Annotated in this window: 17 protein-coding genes; 6 read left to right on the forward strand and 11 right to left on the reverse strand. The window is 66.5% G+C overall.

Annotated elements, in window-relative coordinates; all coding sequences use genetic code 11:
• Positions 1–2 precede the first annotated feature (2 nt).
• Positions 3–935 carry a zinc-binding alcohol dehydrogenase family protein gene (locus ACXJMY_RS25410; RefSeq protein WP_456622086.1) on the forward strand — a complete coding sequence of 311 codons (933 nt, stop codon included), beginning with the start codon at positions 3–5 and terminating at the stop codon, positions 933–935.
• Between the two features lie 32 nt (positions 936–967).
• Here ACXJMY_RS25410 and ACXJMY_RS25415 read toward each other — a convergent pair whose 3' ends face one another.
• Complete coding sequence (locus tag ACXJMY_RS25415) at positions 968–1,324, reverse strand: hypothetical protein (RefSeq protein WP_456622087.1); 357 nt, start codon at positions 1,322–1,324, stop codon at positions 968–970.
• Positions 1,325–1,680: 356 nt separating this feature from the next.
• On the opposite strand from ACXJMY_RS25415, the gene ACXJMY_RS25420 reads away from it, so the two are divergent.
• Positions 1,681–2,832, forward strand: a complete 1,152-nt coding sequence (locus ACXJMY_RS25420; RefSeq protein WP_456622088.1) for a hypothetical protein — start codon at positions 1,681–1,683, stop codon at positions 2,830–2,832.
• A gap of 96 nt (positions 2,833–2,928) precedes the next feature.
• Here ACXJMY_RS25420 and ACXJMY_RS25425 read toward each other — a convergent pair whose 3' ends face one another.
• Together ACXJMY_RS25425 and ACXJMY_RS25430 are read right to left on the reverse strand one after the other, a co-directional pair.
• Positions 2,929–3,540, reverse strand: coding sequence for a DUF2147 domain-containing protein (locus ACXJMY_RS25425; protein ID WP_456622089.1), 612 nt, complete (start codon positions 3,538–3,540; stop codon positions 2,929–2,931).
• A gap of 106 nt (positions 3,541–3,646) precedes the next feature.
• A complete protein-coding gene (locus ACXJMY_RS25430; protein WP_456622090.1) occupies positions 3,647–4,675 on the reverse strand; it encodes an NAD(P)/FAD-dependent oxidoreductase in 1,029 nt (342 codons plus the stop codon).
• 182 nt (positions 4,676–4,857) lie between these two features.
• Between ACXJMY_RS25430 and ACXJMY_RS25435 the strand changes: the two genes are divergently transcribed.
• Complete coding sequence (locus ACXJMY_RS25435; protein ID WP_456622091.1) at positions 4,858–5,325, forward strand: acyl-CoA thioesterase; 468 nt, start codon at positions 4,858–4,860, stop codon at positions 5,323–5,325.
• Between the two features lie 26 nt (positions 5,326–5,351).
• On the opposite strand, the gene ACXJMY_RS25440 is transcribed toward ACXJMY_RS25435, so the two are convergent.
• Positions 5,352–5,672: a 2Fe-2S iron-sulfur cluster-binding protein gene (locus ACXJMY_RS25440; RefSeq protein WP_018642875.1), complete on the reverse strand. Its 321-nt coding sequence runs from the start codon at positions 5,670–5,672 to the stop codon at positions 5,352–5,354.
• 112 nt (positions 5,673–5,784) lie between these two features.
• On the reverse strand, positions 5,785–6,129 hold the full coding sequence (locus tag ACXJMY_RS25445; protein WP_456622092.1) for an Hpt domain-containing protein: 345 nt from the start codon (positions 6,127–6,129) through the stop codon (positions 5,785–5,787).
• 428 nt (positions 6,130–6,557) lie between these two features.
• Between ACXJMY_RS25445 and ACXJMY_RS25450 the strand changes: the two genes are divergently transcribed.
• A complete protein-coding gene (locus ACXJMY_RS25450) occupies positions 6,558–12,197 on the forward strand; it encodes an apolipoprotein A-IV repeat region-like domain-containing protein (RefSeq protein ID WP_456622093.1) in 5,640 nt (1,879 codons plus the stop codon).
• Positions 12,198–12,543: 346 nt separating this feature from the next.
• Here the strand turns inward: ACXJMY_RS25450 and ACXJMY_RS25455 are convergent, their stop codons facing one another.
• From ACXJMY_RS25455 to ACXJMY_RS25465, 3 genes are read right to left on the reverse strand one after another with little or no spacing between them, the layout of a single operon-like run.
• Entirely contained in the window at positions 12,544–13,425 is an 882-nt protein-coding gene (locus tag ACXJMY_RS25455) for an MlaD family protein (RefSeq protein WP_456622094.1), read from the reverse strand.
• Between the two features lie 19 nt (positions 13,426–13,444).
• Entirely contained in the window at positions 13,445–14,227 is a 783-nt protein-coding gene (locus ACXJMY_RS25460) for an ABC transporter ATP-binding protein (RefSeq protein ID WP_456622095.1), read from the reverse strand.
• 2 nt (positions 14,228–14,229) lie between these two features.
• Complete coding sequence (locus tag ACXJMY_RS25465; RefSeq protein WP_456622096.1) at positions 14,230–15,363, reverse strand: MlaE family ABC transporter permease; 1,134 nt, start codon at positions 15,361–15,363, stop codon at positions 14,230–14,232.
• Between the two features lie 142 nt (positions 15,364–15,505).
• Here ACXJMY_RS25465 and dgcA point away from each other — a divergent pair, with 142 nt between their 5' ends.
• Positions 15,506–16,501 carry an N-acetyl-D-Glu racemase DgcA gene (gene dgcA, locus ACXJMY_RS25470; RefSeq protein ID WP_456622097.1) on the forward strand — a complete coding sequence of 332 codons (996 nt, stop codon included), beginning with the start codon at positions 15,506–15,508 and terminating at the stop codon, positions 16,499–16,501.
• Here dgcA and ACXJMY_RS25475 read toward each other — a convergent pair.
• Positions 16,471–17,667 (reverse strand): MFS transporter, encoded by a 1,197-nt coding sequence (locus tag ACXJMY_RS25475; protein ID WP_456622098.1) that lies wholly within the window; start codon positions 17,665–17,667, stop codon positions 16,471–16,473. The two genes, dgcA and ACXJMY_RS25475, sit on opposite strands and share 31 nt — an antisense overlap.
• Before the next feature lie 75 nt (positions 17,668–17,742).
• Between ACXJMY_RS25475 and ACXJMY_RS25480 the strand changes: the two genes are divergently transcribed.
• Positions 17,743–19,053, forward strand: coding sequence for a hypothetical protein (locus ACXJMY_RS25480; protein ID WP_456622099.1), 1,311 nt, complete (start codon positions 17,743–17,745; stop codon positions 19,051–19,053).
• A gap of 318 nt (positions 19,054–19,371) precedes the next feature.
• On the opposite strand, the gene ACXJMY_RS25485 is transcribed toward ACXJMY_RS25480, so the two are convergent.
• Positions 19,372–19,731 (reverse strand): hypothetical protein, encoded by a 360-nt coding sequence (locus ACXJMY_RS25485; protein WP_456622100.1) that lies wholly within the window; start codon positions 19,729–19,731, stop codon positions 19,372–19,374.
• 78 nt (positions 19,732–19,809) lie between these two features.
• Complete coding sequence (locus tag ACXJMY_RS25490) at positions 19,810–20,253, reverse strand: RbsD/FucU family protein (RefSeq protein ID WP_456622101.1); 444 nt, start codon at positions 20,251–20,253, stop codon at positions 19,810–19,812.
• Between the last annotated feature and the right edge of the window lie 110 nt (positions 20,254–20,363).

Here is a 20,363-nt window from a genome sequence, read left to right on the forward strand (position 1 = left end):
AGGTGCTGCGCGTCGAGGATTGGCCCGTGCCTAGGCCCGCGTCGGATCAGGTCCTTATTCGTGTCAAGGCCTTCGGCCTCAACCGGTCCGAGCTCTTCACCCGGCGCGGACTATCGCCGGGTGTGAGCTTCCCGCGCGTGCTCGGCATCGAGGCCGTCGGCCTCGTCGAGGAGGCACCGGGCGGCCGGTTTCGCAAAGGCCAGATCGTTGCGACCGCCATGGGCGGCATGGGGCGGCAGTTCGACGGCAGCTACGCGGAATATGTCTGCGTGCCCGCCACCCAGGTTCAGTCTCTCGAGACCACGCTGCCATGGGACGCCCTCGGCGCATTGCCGGAGATGCTCCAAACTGCGTGGGGCTCGCTGTTCACCGCTCTGCAACTCAGGCGCGGCGAGCGGCTCCTGATCCGCGGCGGGACGACCTCGGTCGGCCTTGCCGCTGCAGCCATCGCGAACCAGCACGGCGCAGAGGTGATTTCCACCACGCGCAATCCCGCGCGCATGGAGCTGATGCGAGCCGCCGGAGCGGGCCTTGCCATCATCGACGACGGCCGGATCGCCGAGAAGGTCACCGCTGCGAGCGGAGGCGGCGTCGACAAGGTGCTCGAACTCGTGGGCACGACCACGCTGGCCGATTCGCTGCAATGTGCGCGCCGAAACGGCATCGTCTGCATGACGGGCATGGTCGGGGACAAATGGTGGTTCGACCAGTTCAGCCCGATGGACGTCATCCCCAACGCCGTGAGCCTCACGGTCTATTCCGGAGGCCCTGACGATTTCATGCAGACGCCGTTGCAGGACCTGGTCCGGCAAATCGAAACAGGCGCGCTTCGCGTCCAGGTCGGGCGGGTCTTTCACCTCGCGGAGATCGCGGAGGCCCACCGCTGCATGGAGGACAACGCGGCCGGCGGGAAGATCGTCGTCCTGACCGATTGACGATGCGCCTCGCCCGAATGGCGGTCGGACGGCTACGTCATGCTGCCCGGCATGAAGCAGCGGACGCGCGGGTGGCCGTCGATATAGTGCTTCCACACCATGGTGCGGCCGATCTTGTTCGGCTCGGTGATGACGGCGCCGTCGGGCACGACGACCCATTCGCCGTCGAGATGCACGCGATAACGGCCCCGATCGGACTCCCAGTCGACGTCGGCCACGACATAGCCGTCGGCATCCGAGCAGCATTGCCCATATTCGCTGCGCAGGCTCTCGAACCAGGGCTTTAATGGGGAGTTGGCGTAACGCCCGTCGTCGCGCGCGAGCGCCGATGTCGCCAGCAGCGTCATCAGCCCCAGCAACGTCGCCGCACACGGTCTTGCAAGTCTCATGTCGTTTTCCCACGTATCGATGTCAGCGCCGCGCGGGGACGAACAAGGTCGCCCACCCCCCGCACAATTGCGACGGGCGTGGAAATGGCGACTCATCCCCCTGCAGCTTTGCCAATAGCTATGCAAATCCGGCGCCAGCGCGCATTCCGGGGAACTACTGGCCGGAGCCGCGCCTTCGACCGGCCTGCACGCCCCGCATGCAGGGCGCGCCGGCGATTTGCCGCAGCTCTTTCGAAGGCTTTCCTTGTCGTGTCGGGACGTGTACGAAATTGCCGCGGACGCGACCGCATCCTTTAACCAGCTGCTTCAAATAGAAAATCGGGTGTCGGCGTGGCAGGCCTTGGACCGTCAGCGCTATGAGTTCGAAGGAGCTGCTCCCGGGCCAACAGGACCCGACCGATTTGCCCGCCAACGAGGTTCAGTTTGCGCTCGTGATTTCGCGCATGCTCGAGACGGTGAAGGACGACGCGGAATTCAGACGGCAGATCGTCTACGACCTTGCCCGCTACAAGCTGCTGGAGCAGTTCACCTACGCCGACGCCAAGAACATCGACCAGATGAAGCGGGCTCTCGAGGTCGCAATCGAGGAGGTCGAGAAGTTCTCGCGCGAACAGGCGCCGCTGGAGCGTTTGCCGCAACACCAGCTCAATTCGTCCAAGGCGACTGAAACAGGCGGCAAACTCCTGTCCGGCGACGCGACCGTCCTACGACCGGGAATCGAGATATCCCGCAGCAAGCTGCCGACAATCTCGGGCCCGCTCTGGCCGGTGATCAAGCGCACGGCGGCCATCCTGCTTGCCGCCGGCGCCGTCGTTCTCGTCGTCTCGCAGCGAGACAACATTGCCTCGCTGCGCCGGCTGATGTCGTCGCAACCCCAGGAGATCGCGCAGGTCCCGCCCAAGCCGGAGAACACGATCACGGTCACCAAGCCGGAAATGGTCACCGCGGTGGCGCCGCCCCCGAAACCGACGCGGGTGCTTCCGAGCGACTACGGCATCTATGCCATCGTTGATGATCGTTCGCTCGCCGAGTTGAATGCGATCAGCGTCATGGCGCCGGACATGCGGATCGCGATTTCACCGGAATTCAAGAAGCCCGATCGGCCGCATCTGCCCAACGGTCGCGTCAAATTCATTGTCTTCCGCCGCGAAGCGGTGAACGCCATCCCGGAGCGCGTCGAAGTCCGGCTGGTGGCGAAAATCGTCAGGGAGTTTTCGACAGACGCCGCAGGCAAGACGCTGAGTGGCGGAGACGATGTCGCGGTCATCCGCAACGTCTCCTACCCGTTCCGGGCGGCGCCGATTCCGGCGACAGCCGACATGTATGAGCTTCACGCCGGAGATGCAGAACTCGAACTTGCGCCGGGACAATATGTCCTGAACCTGGGCGCGCGGGCCTATTATTTTCAGGTCGACGGCGAGATCACCGATCCGAGGCAATGCCTGGAACGGGTTGTCGCCGGCAACGGCACCTTCTATTCGCCTTGCAAGAAGGCGCGGACGTATTGACGATTCCGTAGCCCGGGTGAGCGCAGCGATACCCGGGACAAGTGGTCCCGCATATCGCTTCGCTCATGCGGGCTACAAAAGAATACGGAAGCAACCTTACTGCTTCGGCGCCGGCGCCATCATCGCACCGCCCTTCTTCGCCGCGGGCGCGGGCGGCTTGGTCGCGGCGGCCTGCGCGGGCAGGTATTTGGCAATGATGCCGGGGTCGACCTGCGCGAGGTTCGCGTCCGGCAGGCGCGTCCAGGTCTCGTCCTTGCCGAACAGGGAGATGCCGAGGAAGCCGCGCATCGTCAGCGTCTGCCCGTCGGGGCTCACCGACATCTTGGCCTTCCAGATGTTGCCGTCGCGCGGATTGACGACGTTGCCGCCGTCATATTTCAAACCGTCGCGCTTCATGTCGCGGATGAAGGAGAGGCCGAGCACAGGCGCGTTCTTGCGATCGTCCGTGCATTTCGAGCAGACCTCGTTCGGGTCGTCGCCGGGACGCGGAAAGGTCTTGGCGATGACGCCTTCGAACACGCCGCTATGGTCGATGAAGAGGAACCATCCCACCGTCTTGCCATCTTCGACCTTCTGCCAAAGGCCTGCGGCAGTCGGCTGGGCCGGCACCGCAGCCGGGACCTGCGCGGCAGCCGGGCTCACCGCGCCGAGCGACAGACCAAGCGCGAGGAGCGAGAGCAGCCGAAAGCCGGAAAACAGATTCCGCATTATCATCACCTTGCTAACCCACGACTGGAATGGCCGCAGACTACGGCGATTTCGCGAACGATTCCAGCACCAGAAACATGGGGCATCGCCGCCCCGTCCGCCGCAGTCAGTTGACACCGAGCTTCTTTTGCAGGCTGGACGACGAGGTCGTGTACTGGAACACGAGCCGCTTCTCCGGATAGACGTAGCGATGTGCTTTTTGCGACATCAGCGCGCCCTCGTGGAAGCCGCACAGGATCAGCTTGAGCTTGCCGGGATAGGTGTTGATGTCGCCGATCGCGAAGATGCCTGATACGTTGGTCTCGAACGCCGACGTCTCGACCGGCACTAGATTGTTCTCCAGCGCAATGCCCCAGTTCGCGACCGGACCGAGCTTCATGGTCAGCCCGAAGAACGGCAGCAGGGTGTCGCAGGCGATCTCGGTGATGCTGTTGTCGTTGCCCTTGAGGGTGGCGCCGGTGAGCTTGCCGTCGCTCCCCGCCAGCGCGGTGACCTGGCCGATCCTGAGATCCATCTTGCCGGCTGCGACGAGCGCGCGCATCTGCTCGACGCTGTGAGGCGCTGCGCGAAACTCGTCGCGCCGGTGCAGCAGCGTGATGCGCCTGGCGAGCGGATGCAGATTCAGCGTCCAGTCCAGCGCGGAATCGCCGCCGCCGACGATCAGCACGCTCTTGTCGCGAAACTGTTCCATCTTGCGCACGGCGTAATGCACCGAGGTGCCTTCATACGCCTCGATCCCCGGCACCGGCGGACGCTTGGGCTGGAACGAGCCGCCGCCGGCCGCGATCACCAGCACCTTGCATTCGAACACCGTGCCGGCATCGGTGGTGCAGCGAAATGCGGGATCGCCGATCTTCTCCACCGTCTCGACCATCTCGCCGAGATGGAAGGTCGGATGGAACGGCTTGATCTGCTCCATCAGCGCATCGGTGAGCCCCTGCCCCGAAACATGCGGAATGCCGGGAATGTCGTAGATCGGCTTTTCCGGATAGARCTCGGCGCACTGGCCGCCGATCTTGTCGAGGATGTCGACGAAATGTGCCTTCATGTCGAGAAGGCCAAGCTCGAAGGCGGCGAACAGACCGCAGGGGCCGGCGCCAATAATCAGCACATCGGTTTTGATCGCGTCGCTCATGTCGTCTCTTTATCGGTCGGTGTCGGTTGGACGGCGCCCGGCGGGCAGAGGGGACCCTGCCTGTCTAGCCAACGGGAATGGATCAGGGAAGGCATAAAAGCGGGAGCGCCCCGCAGCCGCCCCCACTTGCCGGGTCAAAATAACTGGGCTGTAACCGGGAAGGATATGACGGAGATCAACCGGTGAACGCACCAAGCCGCCTCGATACGACGCCGCGCCTGGAGGACTACCCCTATCGCCTCGACGACAACGTCCGCTTCGGCGATCTCGATCCCAACCAGCACGTCAACAACGCGGTCTACGCCACCTATTTCGAGACCGGCCGCGTCACGCTGATGAAGAGCCCGCAATACGGGCTGACGCCGCCGGGCCTCGCCTGGATCATGGTGCGGCTCGACATCCATTTTCGCGCCGAGCTGCACTGGCCCAATACGATCGCGCTCGGCCTCGGCGTCGTGAAGCTCGGACGAACCTCGGTGACCTTCGAGCAGGTGGTGTTTTCGGAAGGAAAATGCATCGCGTCGGCGACGTCGGTCGGCGTCATGCTCGACGAGGCGACCCGGCGGCCGGCGCCGCTCACGGCGGAGATCATCGAGAAGCTCAGACCCTGGCACAAGCGCGGGATCGAGGTCGCGCCGCCCGCCGCCTAGAACAGCCGCGTGCCTAGGCTTGGCGTTTAGGCCTGACGTTCCGGCGTCGCCACCACGAGACCGTCGAGATCGTCGCTCACCTTGATCTGGCAGGACAGGCGCGAATTCGGGCGCACGTCGAAGCCGAAATCGAGCATGTCCTCTTCCATCGGCGTCGGGCTGCCGACCTTCTCGCGCCAGGCTTCGTCGACATAGACATGGCAGGTTGCGCAGGCGCAGGCGCCGCCGCATTCGGCCTCGATGCCGGGAATGCTGTTGCGGATGGCGGCTTCCATCACGGTCGCGCCGTTCTCGATTTCCACCGTGCGGGTTTCGCCCTTGTGGTCGACAAAGTGAATTTTGGCCATGTGTGCTCGTGCTGCCGCGATCTTGGAATAAAGGAGGGTCTGGGCTGTCCTATAACGGGTCGATAAGGGCCGCGCTAGTGCGCAGGCCGCCCGCGGCCTGCGGGTTGCCGGCCTAGTGCTTCAGGATCGCCTCGATAACGGCGCGGACCTCGGCCACCGCCTCCTTCAGCGCGGCGAAGGCGCCCGGCCGGTTGTGGCCGGTCCGGATCGCGGTCTCGAGGCTGGCGGCGGCATCCGCCACCGCAAAGGCGCCAATACCGCGCGCCGAACCCTTGAGCTTGTGTGCGAGCGCACCGGCCTCGGCCGGCAGCGCCGCCATCGCTGCAAGCAGCCGGACCGCCTGCTCGGCGAACATCGCGAGCACTTCCTGTTCGAGCTCGGCGTCCCCGAGCGTCATGCGCGCGAGATGATCGAGGTCGAGCGGGGTGTCGATGGGCGCAAGCGGGGGCGAGGGCATCCATTGCATCCGTTGCAGATCAGGCGTCATGGCGCAGGCCCCGGCATCGCGCGATGCTCCGCCGGTCCGGCGGCAAGGTTCCGCGCTACCCAAGCACGGAAATGGTTAACGAAATGTTCCAGCCGTTTTACGTAATTCTGCCGGTTTATTGCCGAAAAGTTGCCGCAATCGGCCGGGTTCGGTGGAGAATTCCATGTGTTGCTAAGACGTTACGGCGCGATCCTGTTAACGATGATTAAGATTGTCTTAATCGCAGGCATTTCATTCGCGACGCTCTGCCAATAGGATGTTGCGGAAATTGGCGGACAAGCCGTCCGGGTGGGGACGGCTCGGAGATCCGCGCAAGCGGCATGATCCGGTCTGTGGGCTTGCGTAGCGCGCAGGGCTCGCGGGGGGACGCGTACAAGTAACGAGGGCTCGGACTGAACATGGCGAACACTCCGAAAAAGGTCAAAGACCCGACAGAAGTTGCGCTTTCTGCGATCCAGGAAGCCCTGAACATCAGCGACACCGCCGCGGATACCAGTCGCAACGCGTCGATGCGCAACGAGACGGCGCCCTCGGTCGCGCCGCCGGCGCCTCCCTTGTTCGACGACGAACCGTCCTTCGAGCCGCGTCCCGCCGCCAACGAGCGGGCGGTGTTCGATCCGATCGAGGAGCCCCGGACCTCGCGCCGCGCCGCCAATGACGACCGCGAGACCATCGGCCAGCTGCTCCAGGCGCTTCAGAAGGGCCGCCCTGCCCGCAGCGTCTACACCTTCGCCACCATCTTCGCCGGCATCTGGCTCGCAGCCTGCGCCGCGCTGTCCGTCGGCTTCCTGCCCTCGATCCAGGCCGCCATGGGCCAGAGCGGCGGCGTGCTCGTCATCGCCGGTCTGGTCGCGATGTTCTTCGCGCCCATCATGCTGTTCTACTTCCTGGCGAGCCTGGTCTGGCGCGGCCAGGAAATGCGCATGATCGCGCAGGCCATGGCGCAGGTCGCAATCCGCTTCTCCGAGCCGGAAGGCTCGGCCTCCGATTCCATGGTCACCGTCGGCCAGGCCATCCGCCGCGAGGTCGCGGCGATGGGCGACGGCATCGAGCGCGCGATCGCGCGCGCCGGCGAGCTCGAGACGCTGGTCGCCAACGAGGTTGCGGCGCTGGAACGCGCCTATTCCGACAATGAAGTGCGCATCCGCGCCCTGCTTCAGGACATCGCGCATCAGCGCGACAATCTGGTCGGCCAGGCCGAGCAGGTCCGCAGCGCCATCTCCGGCGTGCAGATCGACCTGCGCCACGACATCGCGCTGATCTCGGATGCGATCGCCTCGCGCGTCGACGAGGTCGCCAAGAGCATCACCGGCGCTCTCGAAGAGCGCGGCGCCCACATCACGGGCGCGCTGAGCAACGCCGGCGACAACATGATCCTCGCGCTCGGCGAGCGCGGCGGCGACCTGCTCGACCGCCTCGAGGAAGCCAGCAACGAGACCACGCGCGCCGTGCTCGACGCCAGCGAGCGGCTGACCACCAGCCTCAACTTCAAGACCGGCCACGTCCACGACGAGTTCGTCGATCTCGCCGACCGCGTCCACGAGATGCTGAACGAGCGCATCGACCGCATCACTGGCGAGTTCGAGCAGCGCTCCGCCGCGATCGTCGACGGCATCTCCGAGCGCACCGAGCAGGTGCACGACAGCCTGAAGAACTCGTCGGACTCGCTGCTGCTCGAGCTCGAGCTGCGCTCCAACGACCTCTCCGCCAAGATCGACGACGCCGGCAACCGGCTCGCCGGCCATATCATGACCTCCGGAGACAAGGCGAGCGAAGCGCTCGACGCCACCGTCAACACTCTGGTCGCCAAGGTCGTCAGCCAGACCGAGACCGCGCACGACTCGCTGTCGCTCCAGATGAGTGCGTTCGACGAGCTGGTGAAGAACCAGGGCTCCGAGCTGGTCGAGAAGTTCGCCCGCGATTCCGGCACGCTGGGCGCGCTGATCACCCGCCACATCTCCGAGTTCGACCGCACCGTGAAGACCTTCGGCGGCGAGATCGTCGAGCGCATGGGCCAGCGCACGCAGGACATCGCCGAGACGCTGAAGACCTATGTCGACAATTTCGACACCCGCTTCACCTCGCACGGCGGCCAGATCACCGGCGCGCTCGACCAGCGCCTGGTGCAGTTCGAGACCACGATCGGCGAACGCGTCACCAACCTCGACGCCTCGCTGAACGGCAAGATCGCCAGCCTGGACGGCACGATCGAAGGCCACATCAAGACCTTCGACGAGCAGCTCGTCGGCCGCGTCGCCGCGCTCGAACAGTCGTTCGACACCCGCGCGCAGTCCGTGACCGACACCATCGACGGACGCCTCAACACGCTCGCCACCACGCTGACCGACGGTGCCGCCCAGGCGATCCAGTCGGTCGACTCCCGCCTCACCCACCTGACGAATTCGCTGACCGACGGCGCATCGCAGACGATCCAGTCGATCGACACGCGTCTGACGCATCTCACGAACACGCTCACCGGCGGCGCGGCGCAGGCGCTCGAGTCCATCGACACCCGCCTCACCTACCTGACCACCGCGGTGACGAACGGCGCCTCGCAGGCCGTGCAGTCGATCGACACGCGCCTCACGCTCCTGACCTCGACGCTCACGGACGGCACCGCGCAGGCGATCGAGGCGGTCGACCGCCGCATCACCGGCGTCACCGAGATCATCGACGGCCGCAGCATGCATCTGACCGACACGGTCACGGCGCGCTTCCAGGACATCCACCAGGCCATCGAGACCAAGGTGGGCTCGGTCGCCAACGACATCGACGTGCGCGTGGCGCAATTCGAAGACCTGCTCGGCTCGCGTGTCGAGGCCGTCGCCGGCCGCATCGAGAGCAGCGGACGCCAGGCCAGCGAAGACATGATGTCCCGCGCCGAAATGATCTCCACTGCGATCCGCTCGCATGTCGAGGACGCCGAGCGTTCGCTCACCAACCTGGTCGTCAACACCAGCGAGACGATCCAGACCGGCGCGCGCACCGCCCAGCAGTCGCTGATGACGGTCTCCTCCGACGTCAACGCCCAGCTCAAGATGACCTCGGCCGAGGTCGAGAGCGCGCTCACCGCGGTGGGCACCGGCGCGGCCAACTCGATCCTGACCAGCGCCCGTGAGGCGCAGTCGACCCTGGTCGCCGCATCCGGCGATGCGTCCAACCAGATCAAGGGCCTCGCGGCCGACGTCGAACGCACGCTGTCGGCGGCAGGCTCGGCGACCGCGGCCTCGATCCTGGCCGGCGCTCGCGAGGTGCAGACCACGCTCGTCACCGCCTCTTCGGACGCGGCCAACCATGTCAAGACGCTCACCGCCGACGTGCAGCGCTCGCTGTCGATGGCCGGCTCCGCCACGGCCGAGTCGATCACCGCCGGCGCCCGCGATGCGCAGGGCACGCTGATCGCGGCCTCGACCGAGACCGCCAACCAGATCAAGGCGCTGTCCTCGGACGTGCAGCGCTCGCTCTCGATGGCAGGCACCTCGACGGCCGAGACCATCATGACCGGCGCCCGCGAGGCCCAGAGCACCCTGGTCACGGCGTCTTCGGACGCGGCAAGCCAGGTCAAGTCGCTCGCGGCCGAGGTGCACCGCTCGCTCTCGCAGGCCGGCCAGATGACCGCCGAGACGATCACGACCAGCGCCCGCGACGCCCAGAGCACCCTGCTCGCGGTCTCGGCCGAACAGACCGGTCAGGTCCGCTCGCTGGCGGCCGAGATGCAGCGCGCGCTGGCGACCGCCGGCGGCGCCACCATCGAGGCGCTCACCAGCGGCGTGCGCGAGGCCCAGGGCACGCTGATCTCCGCCTCGACCGATGCGGCGAGCCAGATCAAGTCGCTGACCACGGACATCGAGCGCACGCTGACCGCGGTCGGCGCCGATACCGCCTCGACCATCCTCAACAGCGCACGCGAGGCGCAGACCTCGCTGACCTCGACCTCGGCGGACGCCGCGAGCCAGATCCGCACGATCTCGACCGAGATCGAGCGCGCGCTCGGCACGGCGACCGCGAACGCCACCAACGACATCCAGACCAGCGCGCTCAACGCCCAGAACGCGCTGATCAACGCCTCCAACGAGGCGAGCTCGCGGGTCAAGTCGAGCTCGGCCGACGTCGAGCGCTCGGTGCTCGCCGCCAGCAGCAGCTTCGGCCAGGCCATGACCGGCAAGACCGACGAGATCGTCACCTACGTGCAGCAGCAGTCCGACCGTCTCTCGAACATGATCGACTCCAAGCGCGGCGCGCTGGTCGATGCGATCGGCTCGAAGACCAGCCAGCTCACGCTCGACATCGATCGCGTCACCTCCGACGCGCTGAAGTCGATCGAGACCCGCGGCCAGGCGTTCTCGCAGACGATGATGGGCAACGGCTCCGAAGTGGCCCGCACCATCAACTCGGCGAGCGAGATCGCCACCAGCGCGGTCAACAAATCGCTCAAGGACCTCGAACAGGCCTCGCGCTCGGCGATCGACCAGTCGCGCCAGGTCTCGATCGCGGCCGTCACCGAGATGCAGGAGACCAGCAAGATCCTGCGCACCGACACGGTGGCCCTGTTCGAGCGCCTGCGCGAAGGCAACATCCTGCTCCAGGAGGTGCTGACCGGTGCGCACGACAACCTCAACTCGCTTGAGCGGGCGCTGGTGACGCGCGTCGCCGACTTCGTCTCGGCAATGAACGACGTCACCTCGCGCAACGGGGCTGCGACGCAGAACCTCGAGGACCAGCTCAACGTCTTCAACAGCAAGACCACGAAGGCGCTGCAGGATCTCGGCGAGCTGTCGACCCAGTTCGACGCGCACGGCAAGGCGCTCGTCGAGGCCGCCCAGGTCGTGGAGCAGAGCAACAAGAACACCACCGCTTCGCTCGCCGAACGCAAGCAGGCGCTGGAGTCGCTCGTCACCACGATCGACCTGCGCACGACCGATCTCGACCAGCGGCTGTCGCGCTTCACCGGCCTGCTCGATGAATCGCTGGCCGCCGCCGAAGAGCGCGCCCGCGACATCGCCCGCGTCGTCGCGGAGACCGCCGGCGCCGGCTCGGCCGCGATCACCCGCCAGTTCGAGGCGGTGCGCGCGGCGTCCGAGGAGGAGCACCGGCAGACCGTCGAGTCCATGCACGACATCTACCGCCAGACCACGGACGAGGCGGATGCGATGTTCAAGCAGTCGACCGAGAAGTTCACCAACCTCGTCTCCAGCATGAAACAGATGGCGTTCGAGATGCACAACGAGCTCGAAGCCACCCGCAACGAGCTGCGCCGCGGCGTGCTCGAGATGCCGCAGGAGGCCGCCGAGAGCACTGCGCAGATGCGCAAGGTGATCGTCGACCAGATCGAGGCGCTCGCCGAGCTCAACCGCATCGTGGCCCAGCACGGCCGCGGCCTCGACGTCTCCTCGACGAGCCGCGCCACCGTGCAGCGCCATGAAGAGCCAGCGCTGGCAGCCGTCGGCGGCCGCGTCACCGAGACGCGCATGCGCGACACCGGCAGTGCCTCCACCCTGCCGCCGCCGGACCTCGGCATGCCGGCCTCGCGCCGCACCGAAGCGCCGCCGGTCGCGCCCGCCGGCAACGACCAGGGCCGCGACGGCTGGCTGTCGGACCTGCTGAACCGCACGGACGCCAACCAAAGCGTTCCGAATGGACGTGAGGCCCCGCGCGGCCGCCCGGCGGCTCCGCAGCAGCCGCAGGCCCCGCAGGGCAACGGCAATCCGCTGGAATCGCTGTCGCTCGACATCGGCCGGCTGATGGACCGCAACCTCGCCTCCGAGATGTGGGACCGCTACCAGCGCGGCGAGAACAAGGCCTTCACCAAGCGCCTGTACACGCCCGCCGGCCAGAAGGCCTTCGACGAGGTCGCCCGCAAGTACCGCGCCGACCGCAACTTCAAGGGCACCGTCGACCGCTACGTCGCGGAGTTCGAACGCCTGCTCGACGAAGTCGCCCGCGACGGCCGCGGCCCGCAGGAGCTGCGCAACCACCTGACCTCGGAGACGGGCCTGGTCTACACCCTGCTCGCGCACGCCGCGGGCCGGCTGGGGTGAGACGCAGCTGGCGAAGGACGAATAAGAAAACGGAGGCCTCGCGGCCTCCGTTTTTGTTTGAGTTCGTCATTGCAGGAAGCGATCGTAGCCCGCATGGAGCGCAGCGGAATGCGGGGGCCAGGTCCCGGATTGCGCTGCGCTCCATCCGGGCTACGAGGCTGGTCGCTAGGAACGAAGCGGTCGACCACACATTCGATGTCGTCCTGGCGAAAGCCAGGACCCATTACCCCAGGGAGGAGTTTGACGAAAACCGGTCGTCCGGTACTCCGACCGACTGCTACCGATAGACCTCGCGGTATGGGTCCTGGCTTTCGCCAGGACGACGTCGGGGAAGCACTCTGGCCCGCTACTGCCGCTTGCGCTCGTTCGCGGGCGCCGGCTTCGGCGGCTCGGCCGGCGGCGGCGCGGCGGCTGGTGCGCTGTTGCTGGCGCCGAACAGCACGCGGGTCGGGTTGCGGTCGAAATTGTTCACGGCGCGGCTGATGTCACCGAGCGTGCGGCGGCCGTCGGACATCAATGCGCCGGAGCGCTTGTCGAAATCGTCGGCCAGCTCACGGATCGATTTCACCGCCTGGAACAGCTCGCCGCCGTCCTTGCCGCCGGCCAGCGTGTTGAGGCCGAGCATGAGATTGTCGGCCTTGAGCATGACGCCGTCGACCTTGGCCATCACGCCGTCGATCTTCTCGGAATTGCGGGCGAGCGAATTGGTGAAGGCCTCGAGATTCTTCAGCGAGTTCTTCACCGACTCCTGATTGTCGGCGACGAGCTTGTTGATGTTCTGGAGCGTGCCGCGGATCGCCTCGGTGACGTCCTGGAGCTTGTTGGGATCCGCCGTCAGCGTCGGGATGCCGTCCTCGTCGAGCGGCGGGGCCGGCGCTGTCTCCTCGCCACCCTTGAGCGAGATCGCGGCGACGCCGGTGAGGCCCTGGAATTCGAGACCGACGAGGGTGTCCTTGCGGATCGGGGCGTTGTTCTCGACCATGGCGAGTGCGACAACCCGCCGCGGGTTATCGAGCTTCACCGAAACCACCTCACCCACCCGGATACCGTTGAAATTGACACTGCCGCCGTTGCGCAGGCCCGCCGCCGGGCCCTCGAACACGACGCGCAGGGGGCTGCGCTGCTTGGTGGTGTGCAGCGACTGGAACCACAGCACGAAGCCGATCGCCGCGGCGATGACCGCCAGCGTGAACGACCCGATCAGCACGTAATTCGCCCGCGTTTCCATCAGCTACTCCGGCTACCACTCAGCCCATGACCGCGCGGGCGCGCTTGCCATGGAAATACTGCCTCAGCCAGGGATGCTGCGAGGCCTGCATGTCGGCGATCGACCCTGCCGCAATGATCTTACCGTTCCCTAAAACGGCGATCCGGTCGCAAGCGGTGTAAAGGCTGTCGAGGTCGTGCGTTACCATGAAAACGGTCAGGCCCAAAGTGCGCTGGAGCGTCCTGACCAGCTCGTCGAAATCGCCGGCGCCGATCGGGTCGAGACCGGAGGTCGGCTCGTCGAGGAAGACGAGGTCCGGATCGAGCGACAGGGCGCGCGCCAGCGCCACGCGCTTGATCATGCCGCCGGACAGTTCCGACGGAAAGCGCTCGGCCACTTCGGGCTTGAGGCCGACCATGGTGAGCTTGGCCATGGTGATCTCGTCCATCAGCCGCTGCGACACCCTGAGATATTCGCGCATCGGAAACTGGATGTTCTGCCGCACGGTCAGCGAGGAGAACAGCGCGCCCTGCTGGAACAGCACGCCCCAGCGCCGCTCGACGTTGCGGCGCTGCGATGTGCTGGAGGAATCCAGGTCGACGCCGAACACCTCGATGGAGCCTGCGACCTTCGGCACCAGACCGATGATGGTGCGTGTCAGCACCGATTTGCCCGCGCCTGAAGGGCCGACAAAGCCCAAAATCTCGCCGCGCTTGACGTCGAGGTTGAGCCCGTCGAGCACGCGCGTCGCGCCGAACTGCACGGTGATGTCGCGGACGCGGATGATGGGATCCTGAACCACGTTCTTGATCTCTTGCGCCATCATCACATTCCGATCGATGCGAAGAAGATGGCGAACACGCCGTCCATGACAATGACGAAGAAGATGCCCTTCACCACCGACGAGGTGGTGTGCTGTCCGAGCGATTCCGCGCTGCCCTGGACCGCGAGCCCCTCGACGCAGGCGACGATGCCGATCACGGCCGCCATCACCGGCGCCTTGACCATGCCGACGATGAAATGGTCGATCGAGATGGCGTCGCGCAGGCGCAGCAGGAAGGCTTCGGGTTCGACGCCGCCATAGAGCCAGGCCACCAGCCCGCCGCCATAGAGCGCCGCCATCGCGCCGAGGAAGGCCAGGATCGGCAGCGCCAGCACCAGCGCCAGCATGCGCGGCAGCACCAGGACCTCGATCGGGTCGAAGCCCATGGTGCGCAGCGCGTCGATCTCCTCGCGCATCTTCATCGAGCCGAGCTCGGCGGTGTAGGCGCTGCCCGAACGGCCCGCGACCATGATCGCGACCAGCAGGACGCCGATCTCGCGCAGCACCAGCACGCCCAGCATGTCGACGACGAAGATGTCGGCGCCGAAGCGGCGGAAATGGAAGATGCCCTGCTGGGCGATGATGCAGCCGATCAGGAAGGTGATCAGCACGATGATCGGCACCGCGCGCCAGCAGACCTGCTCGAGATGGTGCACCGTCGAGGTCAGGCGGAGCGAACGCGGATGGATCAGCACGCGAAAACCCGCCGCGAGCACCGCGCCGAGCATGTCGATCAGGCCTGCGACGGTGCCGGCAACGCCGGACACGGCGCGGCCGATCTGCTCCAGCATGCCGGTGATGGTGATCGTGCTGCTGTCGATGACGGGCGTCGCACTGACCCGCCGCACCTCGTCGACGAGGCTCGAATAATTGGCCGAGAGCCCTGCGATCTGCGCCTCGACCGCGCCTTGCGTCAGGCTGCGGCGCAGCCGCTCGATCAGCCAGGCCCCGAACGTGTCGAGCTTGGCGACCTCGGAGACGTCGATGAAGATGCTTTGCGAGCCGCCGGCGAGCTTCTCGGCGTCGGCGACCATCCGCTCCAGGACCGGGGCGAAACTCGCGGTCCAGGTCCCGGTGGCGCAGAGTGCCAGCGCGTTGCCCTTGGCAATCCGCTCCAGCTTCGGATCGCCGCTCAAGATGTCCGCTCCCGCGCCGAGGCGCAAGAAACGGATAAAATCAAATGGTTGCGCACGCGCCCTTACCTGGAAAGGTATCCCCAACTGGCCATTGTTAGTTGCTAGAGGTAACTAGCAGGTTCAGATTTCGCCAGAGTTCAAAATGACTTCCAGCAAAGTTCCAGCACTGGCTGGGCGAATCGAGCGCTTCCCGATCGCCGGCAGCTTCACCATCAGCCGGGGCGCCAAGACCGAGGCCGTGACCGTGGTGGCCGAGGTCCGCCGGGACGGCCTGACCGGCCGCGGCGAGTGCGTGCCCTATCCCCGCTATGGCGAGACCCCCGAGGCGACCCTTGCGGCCATTGAGGCCATGCAGGCGGCCGTCGCGGGCGGGCTGACGAGGCAGGCCCTGCAAGCCGCCATGCCGCCGGGCGCGGCCCGCAACGCGCTGGATTGCGCCCTGATCGACCTGGAGGCCAAGGCGGCGGGGTTGCGAGCCTGGAACCTGCTGGACCGCCCGGTTCCGGGCGAGCGCACCACGGCCTACACCATCTCGCTGGGCACCCCCGAGGCGATGGCGGCCGCGACCGCCAGGGCTGCGCACCGGCCGCTGCTCAAGATCAAGCTCGGCGGCGCGGGCGACGACGCCAGGATCGCAGCCGTCCGGAAGGCCGCCCCCGAATCGGAGCTGATCGTGGACGCCAACGAGGCCTGGACCGAGGCCAATCTGGCGCACAACCTCGCCGCCTGCGACGCCGCCGGCGTCACCCTGGTCGAGCAGCCGCTGCCGGCCGGCAAGGACGACGCGCTGGCGCGGATCAAACGGCCGCTCGCGGTCTGCGCCGACGAGAGCGTGCACGACCGCAACTCGCTCGCGCCGCTGCGCGACCGCTACGACGCCGTGAACATCAAGCTCGACAAGACCGGCGGCCTCACCGAGGCGCTCGCCATGGCTGACGCGGCGCAGGCGCTCGGCTTCGAGATCATGATCGGCTGCATGGTCGCAACCTCGCTGTCGATGGCGCCGGCGATGCTGGTGACGCCGCAGGCACGCTTCGTCGATCTCGACGGTCCGCTCCTGCTGGCGCGCGACCGCGAGCACGGGCTGCGTTATGACGACAGCCTGGTCTATCCGCCGGACGCCTCGCTCTGGGGCTGAGTTTTCAGCCGATGCCGCGCCGACCAGATCAGGAGGCTGCCCAGGCCTGCCATCGCGGCCATCACGTAGTACACGCCCTCGCCGATCTGCGCGTAGATCGCGCCCGACGCGATCGAGGTCACCGCGCCCAACAGCCCGCTAGACGCGGCATAGTAGCCCTGCCCGCGCGCGATCTGATGCGAGGGCACGCGCTGCACCAGCAGGGTCATGGTGCCGATGATGGTGAGGCCGAAGCTGAGGCCGTGCCCCAATTGCACCACCGCGAGCAGCGCGAGCGGCGGATCATGCGCGGTGACGATCCAGCGCACCACGGCACTCGCGCCGCCGATCGCCATCAGCGACGACGGATGCAGAGAGAAGCGCGGCGACAGCGCGAAGACGACGATCTCGGCGATCACACCCAGCGTCCAGAGGCCCGCGATCGTGAGCCCGCCGAGACCATGGGCCTGCCAGCTGATCGCCGAAAACGAGTAATAGGCGGCATGACTGCCCTGGATCAGCGCGGCCGCGAGGATGACGGCCCAGAACCCGGCATCGCGCAGCAGGGCGTTGCCGGCGGGCGTCTCCGCGGTCCTGCGCCTGACATCGTCGAGCGGCTGGAGCAGCAGGCCGGCGATGGCCGCCACGACGGCCCAGGCGACGATGACCCAGATCAGCTCGCGCGTGGCGATGCTGTCGACGAGATAGCCGCAGGCGAGTGAGCCGGCGGCGAAGGCTGCCGAGCCCCACAGCCGCACCGGCCCGTAGTCGAAGCCGTAGCGAACGACGCCGCGCAGCGCGTACGCATCCGTCAGCGGGACCACCGGCGTCCACATGATGCAGGTCAGCGCATAGATCAGGAGCAGCGCCAGCGGCTGGTGCTGCAAGCCGAGCAGCGCAAACCCCACCGCCGTCGCAAACACCGAAACCATGATGCCGGCGCGAATCGCATGGCGCTTTTCGGCAAGCGCGGTGGCGTAAGGCAGCGTGGTGAACCGCGTGATCCCCGGCAGCGCGCTGATGATGCCGATCCAGGCCGCGTCGATGCCGACCGCCTTCAGCCAGACCGGAAAGAACGGCAGATGCGTGCCGGAGACCGCGAACACCGCCGAATAGAACAGCGCCAGCCGCACCGCGAATCGCTGCTTTTCGGACGCTGCGATGGGGATTTGTGATTCGCTTGCCATCAAACCAATTGCGATTCGGTCGATATCGTGGTGATCGTTAGCTTAACGCGCAGTGATTTGCGCGACGAGATTGACATGGCCTCTGAAGCATTTGCCCTCTCGCCTATGTCTGCCCGCGCGGCCGAGCCGAACGAGCAGGACTACGACGCGATCCGCGAAGCCTTCATGGAGACCGCGCGCGGCCGCTGGTTCCTCGGCGAATACGCCAAGCGAAACCGCAATGCCGACACGGCCATGGTGCTCGACGCGGTCGCGAAAATCGAGGAAACCCTTGCCGCACAGCGACAACCCGTCGTCGAGGACCGCCTGCCCGAGGCGCTGGTCGAGATCCGCCGCGCGATCCGGGAGGCCGAGACCATCGCGATCGCGGCGTTCGACCCCTCCGCGATCGAGGCGAGCGTCGGGCCGATCCAGCGCGGCGTCCGCATCATCAAGGAGATCTCGTGGCGCTGGCGCGAGATCGGCGCCGACGGGCGAATCTGCGACCTGATTGATTCGCAGCTCTCGGCCATCGAGGCGGCCTGCGCCCAGGTTTCGATCATCGACCCGCGCGAAGAGCTCAAGGCCGCCTTCGATCTCTTGAAGGAGCGGATCGACCAGACCGACGCCGATAGCGACGCAGCGCCGCAGGCGGCGGTGCGGCCCGCGCCGGCTCCGGTGCAGGAGGCGCCGCCGTCCGTCGCGGAAGCTCCGCCTGCGGAGGTTGCGCCCGCGGCGATGGCGAGCGAAGCGCCGGTGGCATTTGCGGAGGAGCCGCAGGACATCGCGGCAGCTCCAGAGCCGGAATCTGGTGTTGCGCTCGTCGCTGCCGAGCAAGCGATCGACGCCGCTATCGCGCCGGAGATCGCCGCCGTCGCGGAGATGACGGACGAGCTCTCGTTCGATGCCGCCGCGGAGGCCGAGGACGAAGCCGTGCTCGAGCGGATCGCGATGGAGATGGCGGCGCCCGATCCGGAGTTCGACGAGATCGTCGAGCCCGTCGAGATGACCACCGAGATGGCCACGCCAATTCCGGAACCGATTGTTGCGGAGGTCGCAGCGCCGATGGCCGCCGAGCTGCCGGAGCCGATCGCGCCGGAGCCGGCCGCAGCCCCGATCGCRGAAGCGCCCGCCGCGGACGCGCCGATCGCGATGGAATCGCTCGCGCGCCTCACCAACGCCATTGCCGAGGCCGCCGCCGAGGTGATGGAGCATCCGGCACCGGAGATGGCTCCAGTCGCAACGCTGCCGATGCCGTCGCCCATGCCGTCGTTCATGCCCGAGCCGTCGCTCGGCGCCAGCATCCTCGCCAGCGGCATGCTGCAAAGGCCCCGCGCCGCCGCCAACGATCCCCTCGCCCCGCTCCGCCGCATGACCCAAGCCGAGAAGATCGCGTTCTTCTCGTAAGGCGAGCGCAGCTTCCAGTCCCGTCATCCTGAGGCGCGAGGCTTGCGATGCGAAAGCATTGCAAGCCGAGCCTCGAAGGATGCACGGCCGCGATGCAGCCGGGCCGTCGCCCTTCGAGGCTTGCTCCACGGCGCATTCGCGCCGCAGAGCGCGCACCTCAGGGTGACGGTGATAGATGGCGCACGCCGCTCACTCTCGTCATTGCGAGCGTAGCGAAGCAATCCAGCATCCCTCCGCAACAAGACTCTGGATTGCTTCGCGGAGTCTTTCATCGGGCCGCGCTGCGCGCGACCCATTGGCTCGCGATGACGAAGCCGATCACCCGCAGTTCCAGACCGCGCCGATCGGTGTCCGCGTCCAGCATGGACCGAAGCTGCCGCCGTTGTAGCGGCCGCCGCCGAAGCCGGGGCGGCCGAAATAGCGCCATTCGCCATCCCAGCCGTAATATTGGGGGACCGGGTCGATATACCAATGACGCCGGTCGCTGCGCGACAGCCGCCGCATCGCTTCCTTCTGCTTGTAAAGCGGAATGCTGTTGCTGAGCGGCTGGCGATAGCCCGGCAGGAAGCCGTAGCCATGCCAGGCTTGCGCCTGCCGTTTCTTGACCGGGGCGGCTGATGCGGTGATCGACAACAGTGACAGAATGATAGCAACAGATAGACACAGAAAGCGTGACATGAATCGACCATAGATAGTCGCTTGCGGGAAGGCTATTCAAATTCAAGTGCAAGGCTTCACAGCCGCACACGACTTCCGTTAGCTGATCACACCCTTCCTGATCAAGAAGCACCCATACCCCCTGCTGTCGCCGACCTGCACCACGCCAAAACCCGCAGCAGCCGCGCGATAAAAATCCGCGCGCGCGAGCTTGCCGGGAGTTACAGGGCAACCGGCTGCGCGTTCGATTTCTGCCAGCACCGCGCGCTGCACGTCGGGGACGCGGTCGGGATCGTCGACGGGCATCATCACGCGCACCGGATCGGGATCGAAATCGTCGAGCGGATAGAGCGTCATGATGGCGCGCATGGCGGTCTCCATGCGCATGCCCGGCAACTGGATCAGGCGCTGCGACGACGTCGTCCGGGCGATGTGTGTCGCCGGATGATTGGCGTCGACGACCACGAGGTCGTCGCCATGGCCCATGGAGGCGAGCAGCCAGAGCAGATCGGGCGTGAGGATCGGATCGATCGATTTCAGCATGTGACGGACCATCCCTACTGACATGTCTTTGGCCGGCGAAAGCAGCGCGGTCGGCAAGCGCGCGCTAACCATAGCAGGTTCCAGCGTGATTCAGATCACGCAGCCTAGCA

The sequence above is a fragment of the Bradyrhizobium sp. P5_C12 genome, from assembly GCF_054049735.1.

Bases quoted from the DNA above. Each gene is read 5' to 3' on its own strand.
- ACXJMY_RS25445 (WP_456622092.1), bottom strand. From the start codon at position 6,129: ATGCCCTCGCCCCCGCTTGCGCCCATCGACACCCCGCTCGACCTCGAT.
- ACXJMY_RS25415 (WP_456622087.1), bottom strand. From the start codon at position 1,324: ATGAGACTTGCAAGACCGTGTGCGGCGACGTTGCTGGGGCTGATGACG.
- ACXJMY_RS25460 (WP_456622095.1), bottom strand. From the start codon at position 14,227: ATGGCGCAAGAGATCAAGAACGTGGTTCAGGATCCCATCATCCGCGTC.
- ACXJMY_RS25450 (WP_456622093.1), top strand. From the start codon at position 6,558: ATGGCGAACACTCCGAAAAAGGTCAAAGACCCGACAGAAGTTGCGCTT.
- ACXJMY_RS25485 (WP_456622100.1), bottom strand. From the start codon at position 19,731: ATGTCACGCTTTCTGTGTCTATCTGTTGCTATCATTCTGTCACTGTTG.
- ACXJMY_RS25455 (WP_456622094.1), bottom strand. From the start codon at position 13,425: ATGGAAACGCGGGCGAATTACGTGCTGATCGGGTCGTTCACGCTGGCG.
- ACXJMY_RS25490 (WP_456622101.1), bottom strand. From the start codon at position 20,253: ATGCTGAAATCGATCGATCCGATCCTCACGCCCGATCTGCTCTGGCTG.
- dgcA (WP_456622097.1), top strand. From the start codon at position 15,506: ATGACTTCCAGCAAAGTTCCAGCACTGGCTGGGCGAATCGAGCGCTTC.
- ACXJMY_RS25440 (WP_018642875.1), bottom strand. From the start codon at position 5,672: ATGGCCAAAATTCACTTTGTCGACCACAAGGGCGAAACCCGCACGGTG.
- ACXJMY_RS25425 (WP_456622089.1), bottom strand. From the start codon at position 3,540: ATGCGGAATCTGTTTTCCGGCTTTCGGCTGCTCTCGCTCCTCGCGCTT.
- ACXJMY_RS25475 (WP_456622098.1), bottom strand. From the start codon at position 17,667: ATGGCAAGCGAATCACAAATCCCCATCGCAGCGTCCGAAAAGCAGCGA.
- ACXJMY_RS25420 (WP_456622088.1), top strand. From the start codon at position 1,681: ATGAGTTCGAAGGAGCTGCTCCCGGGCCAACAGGACCCGACCGATTTG.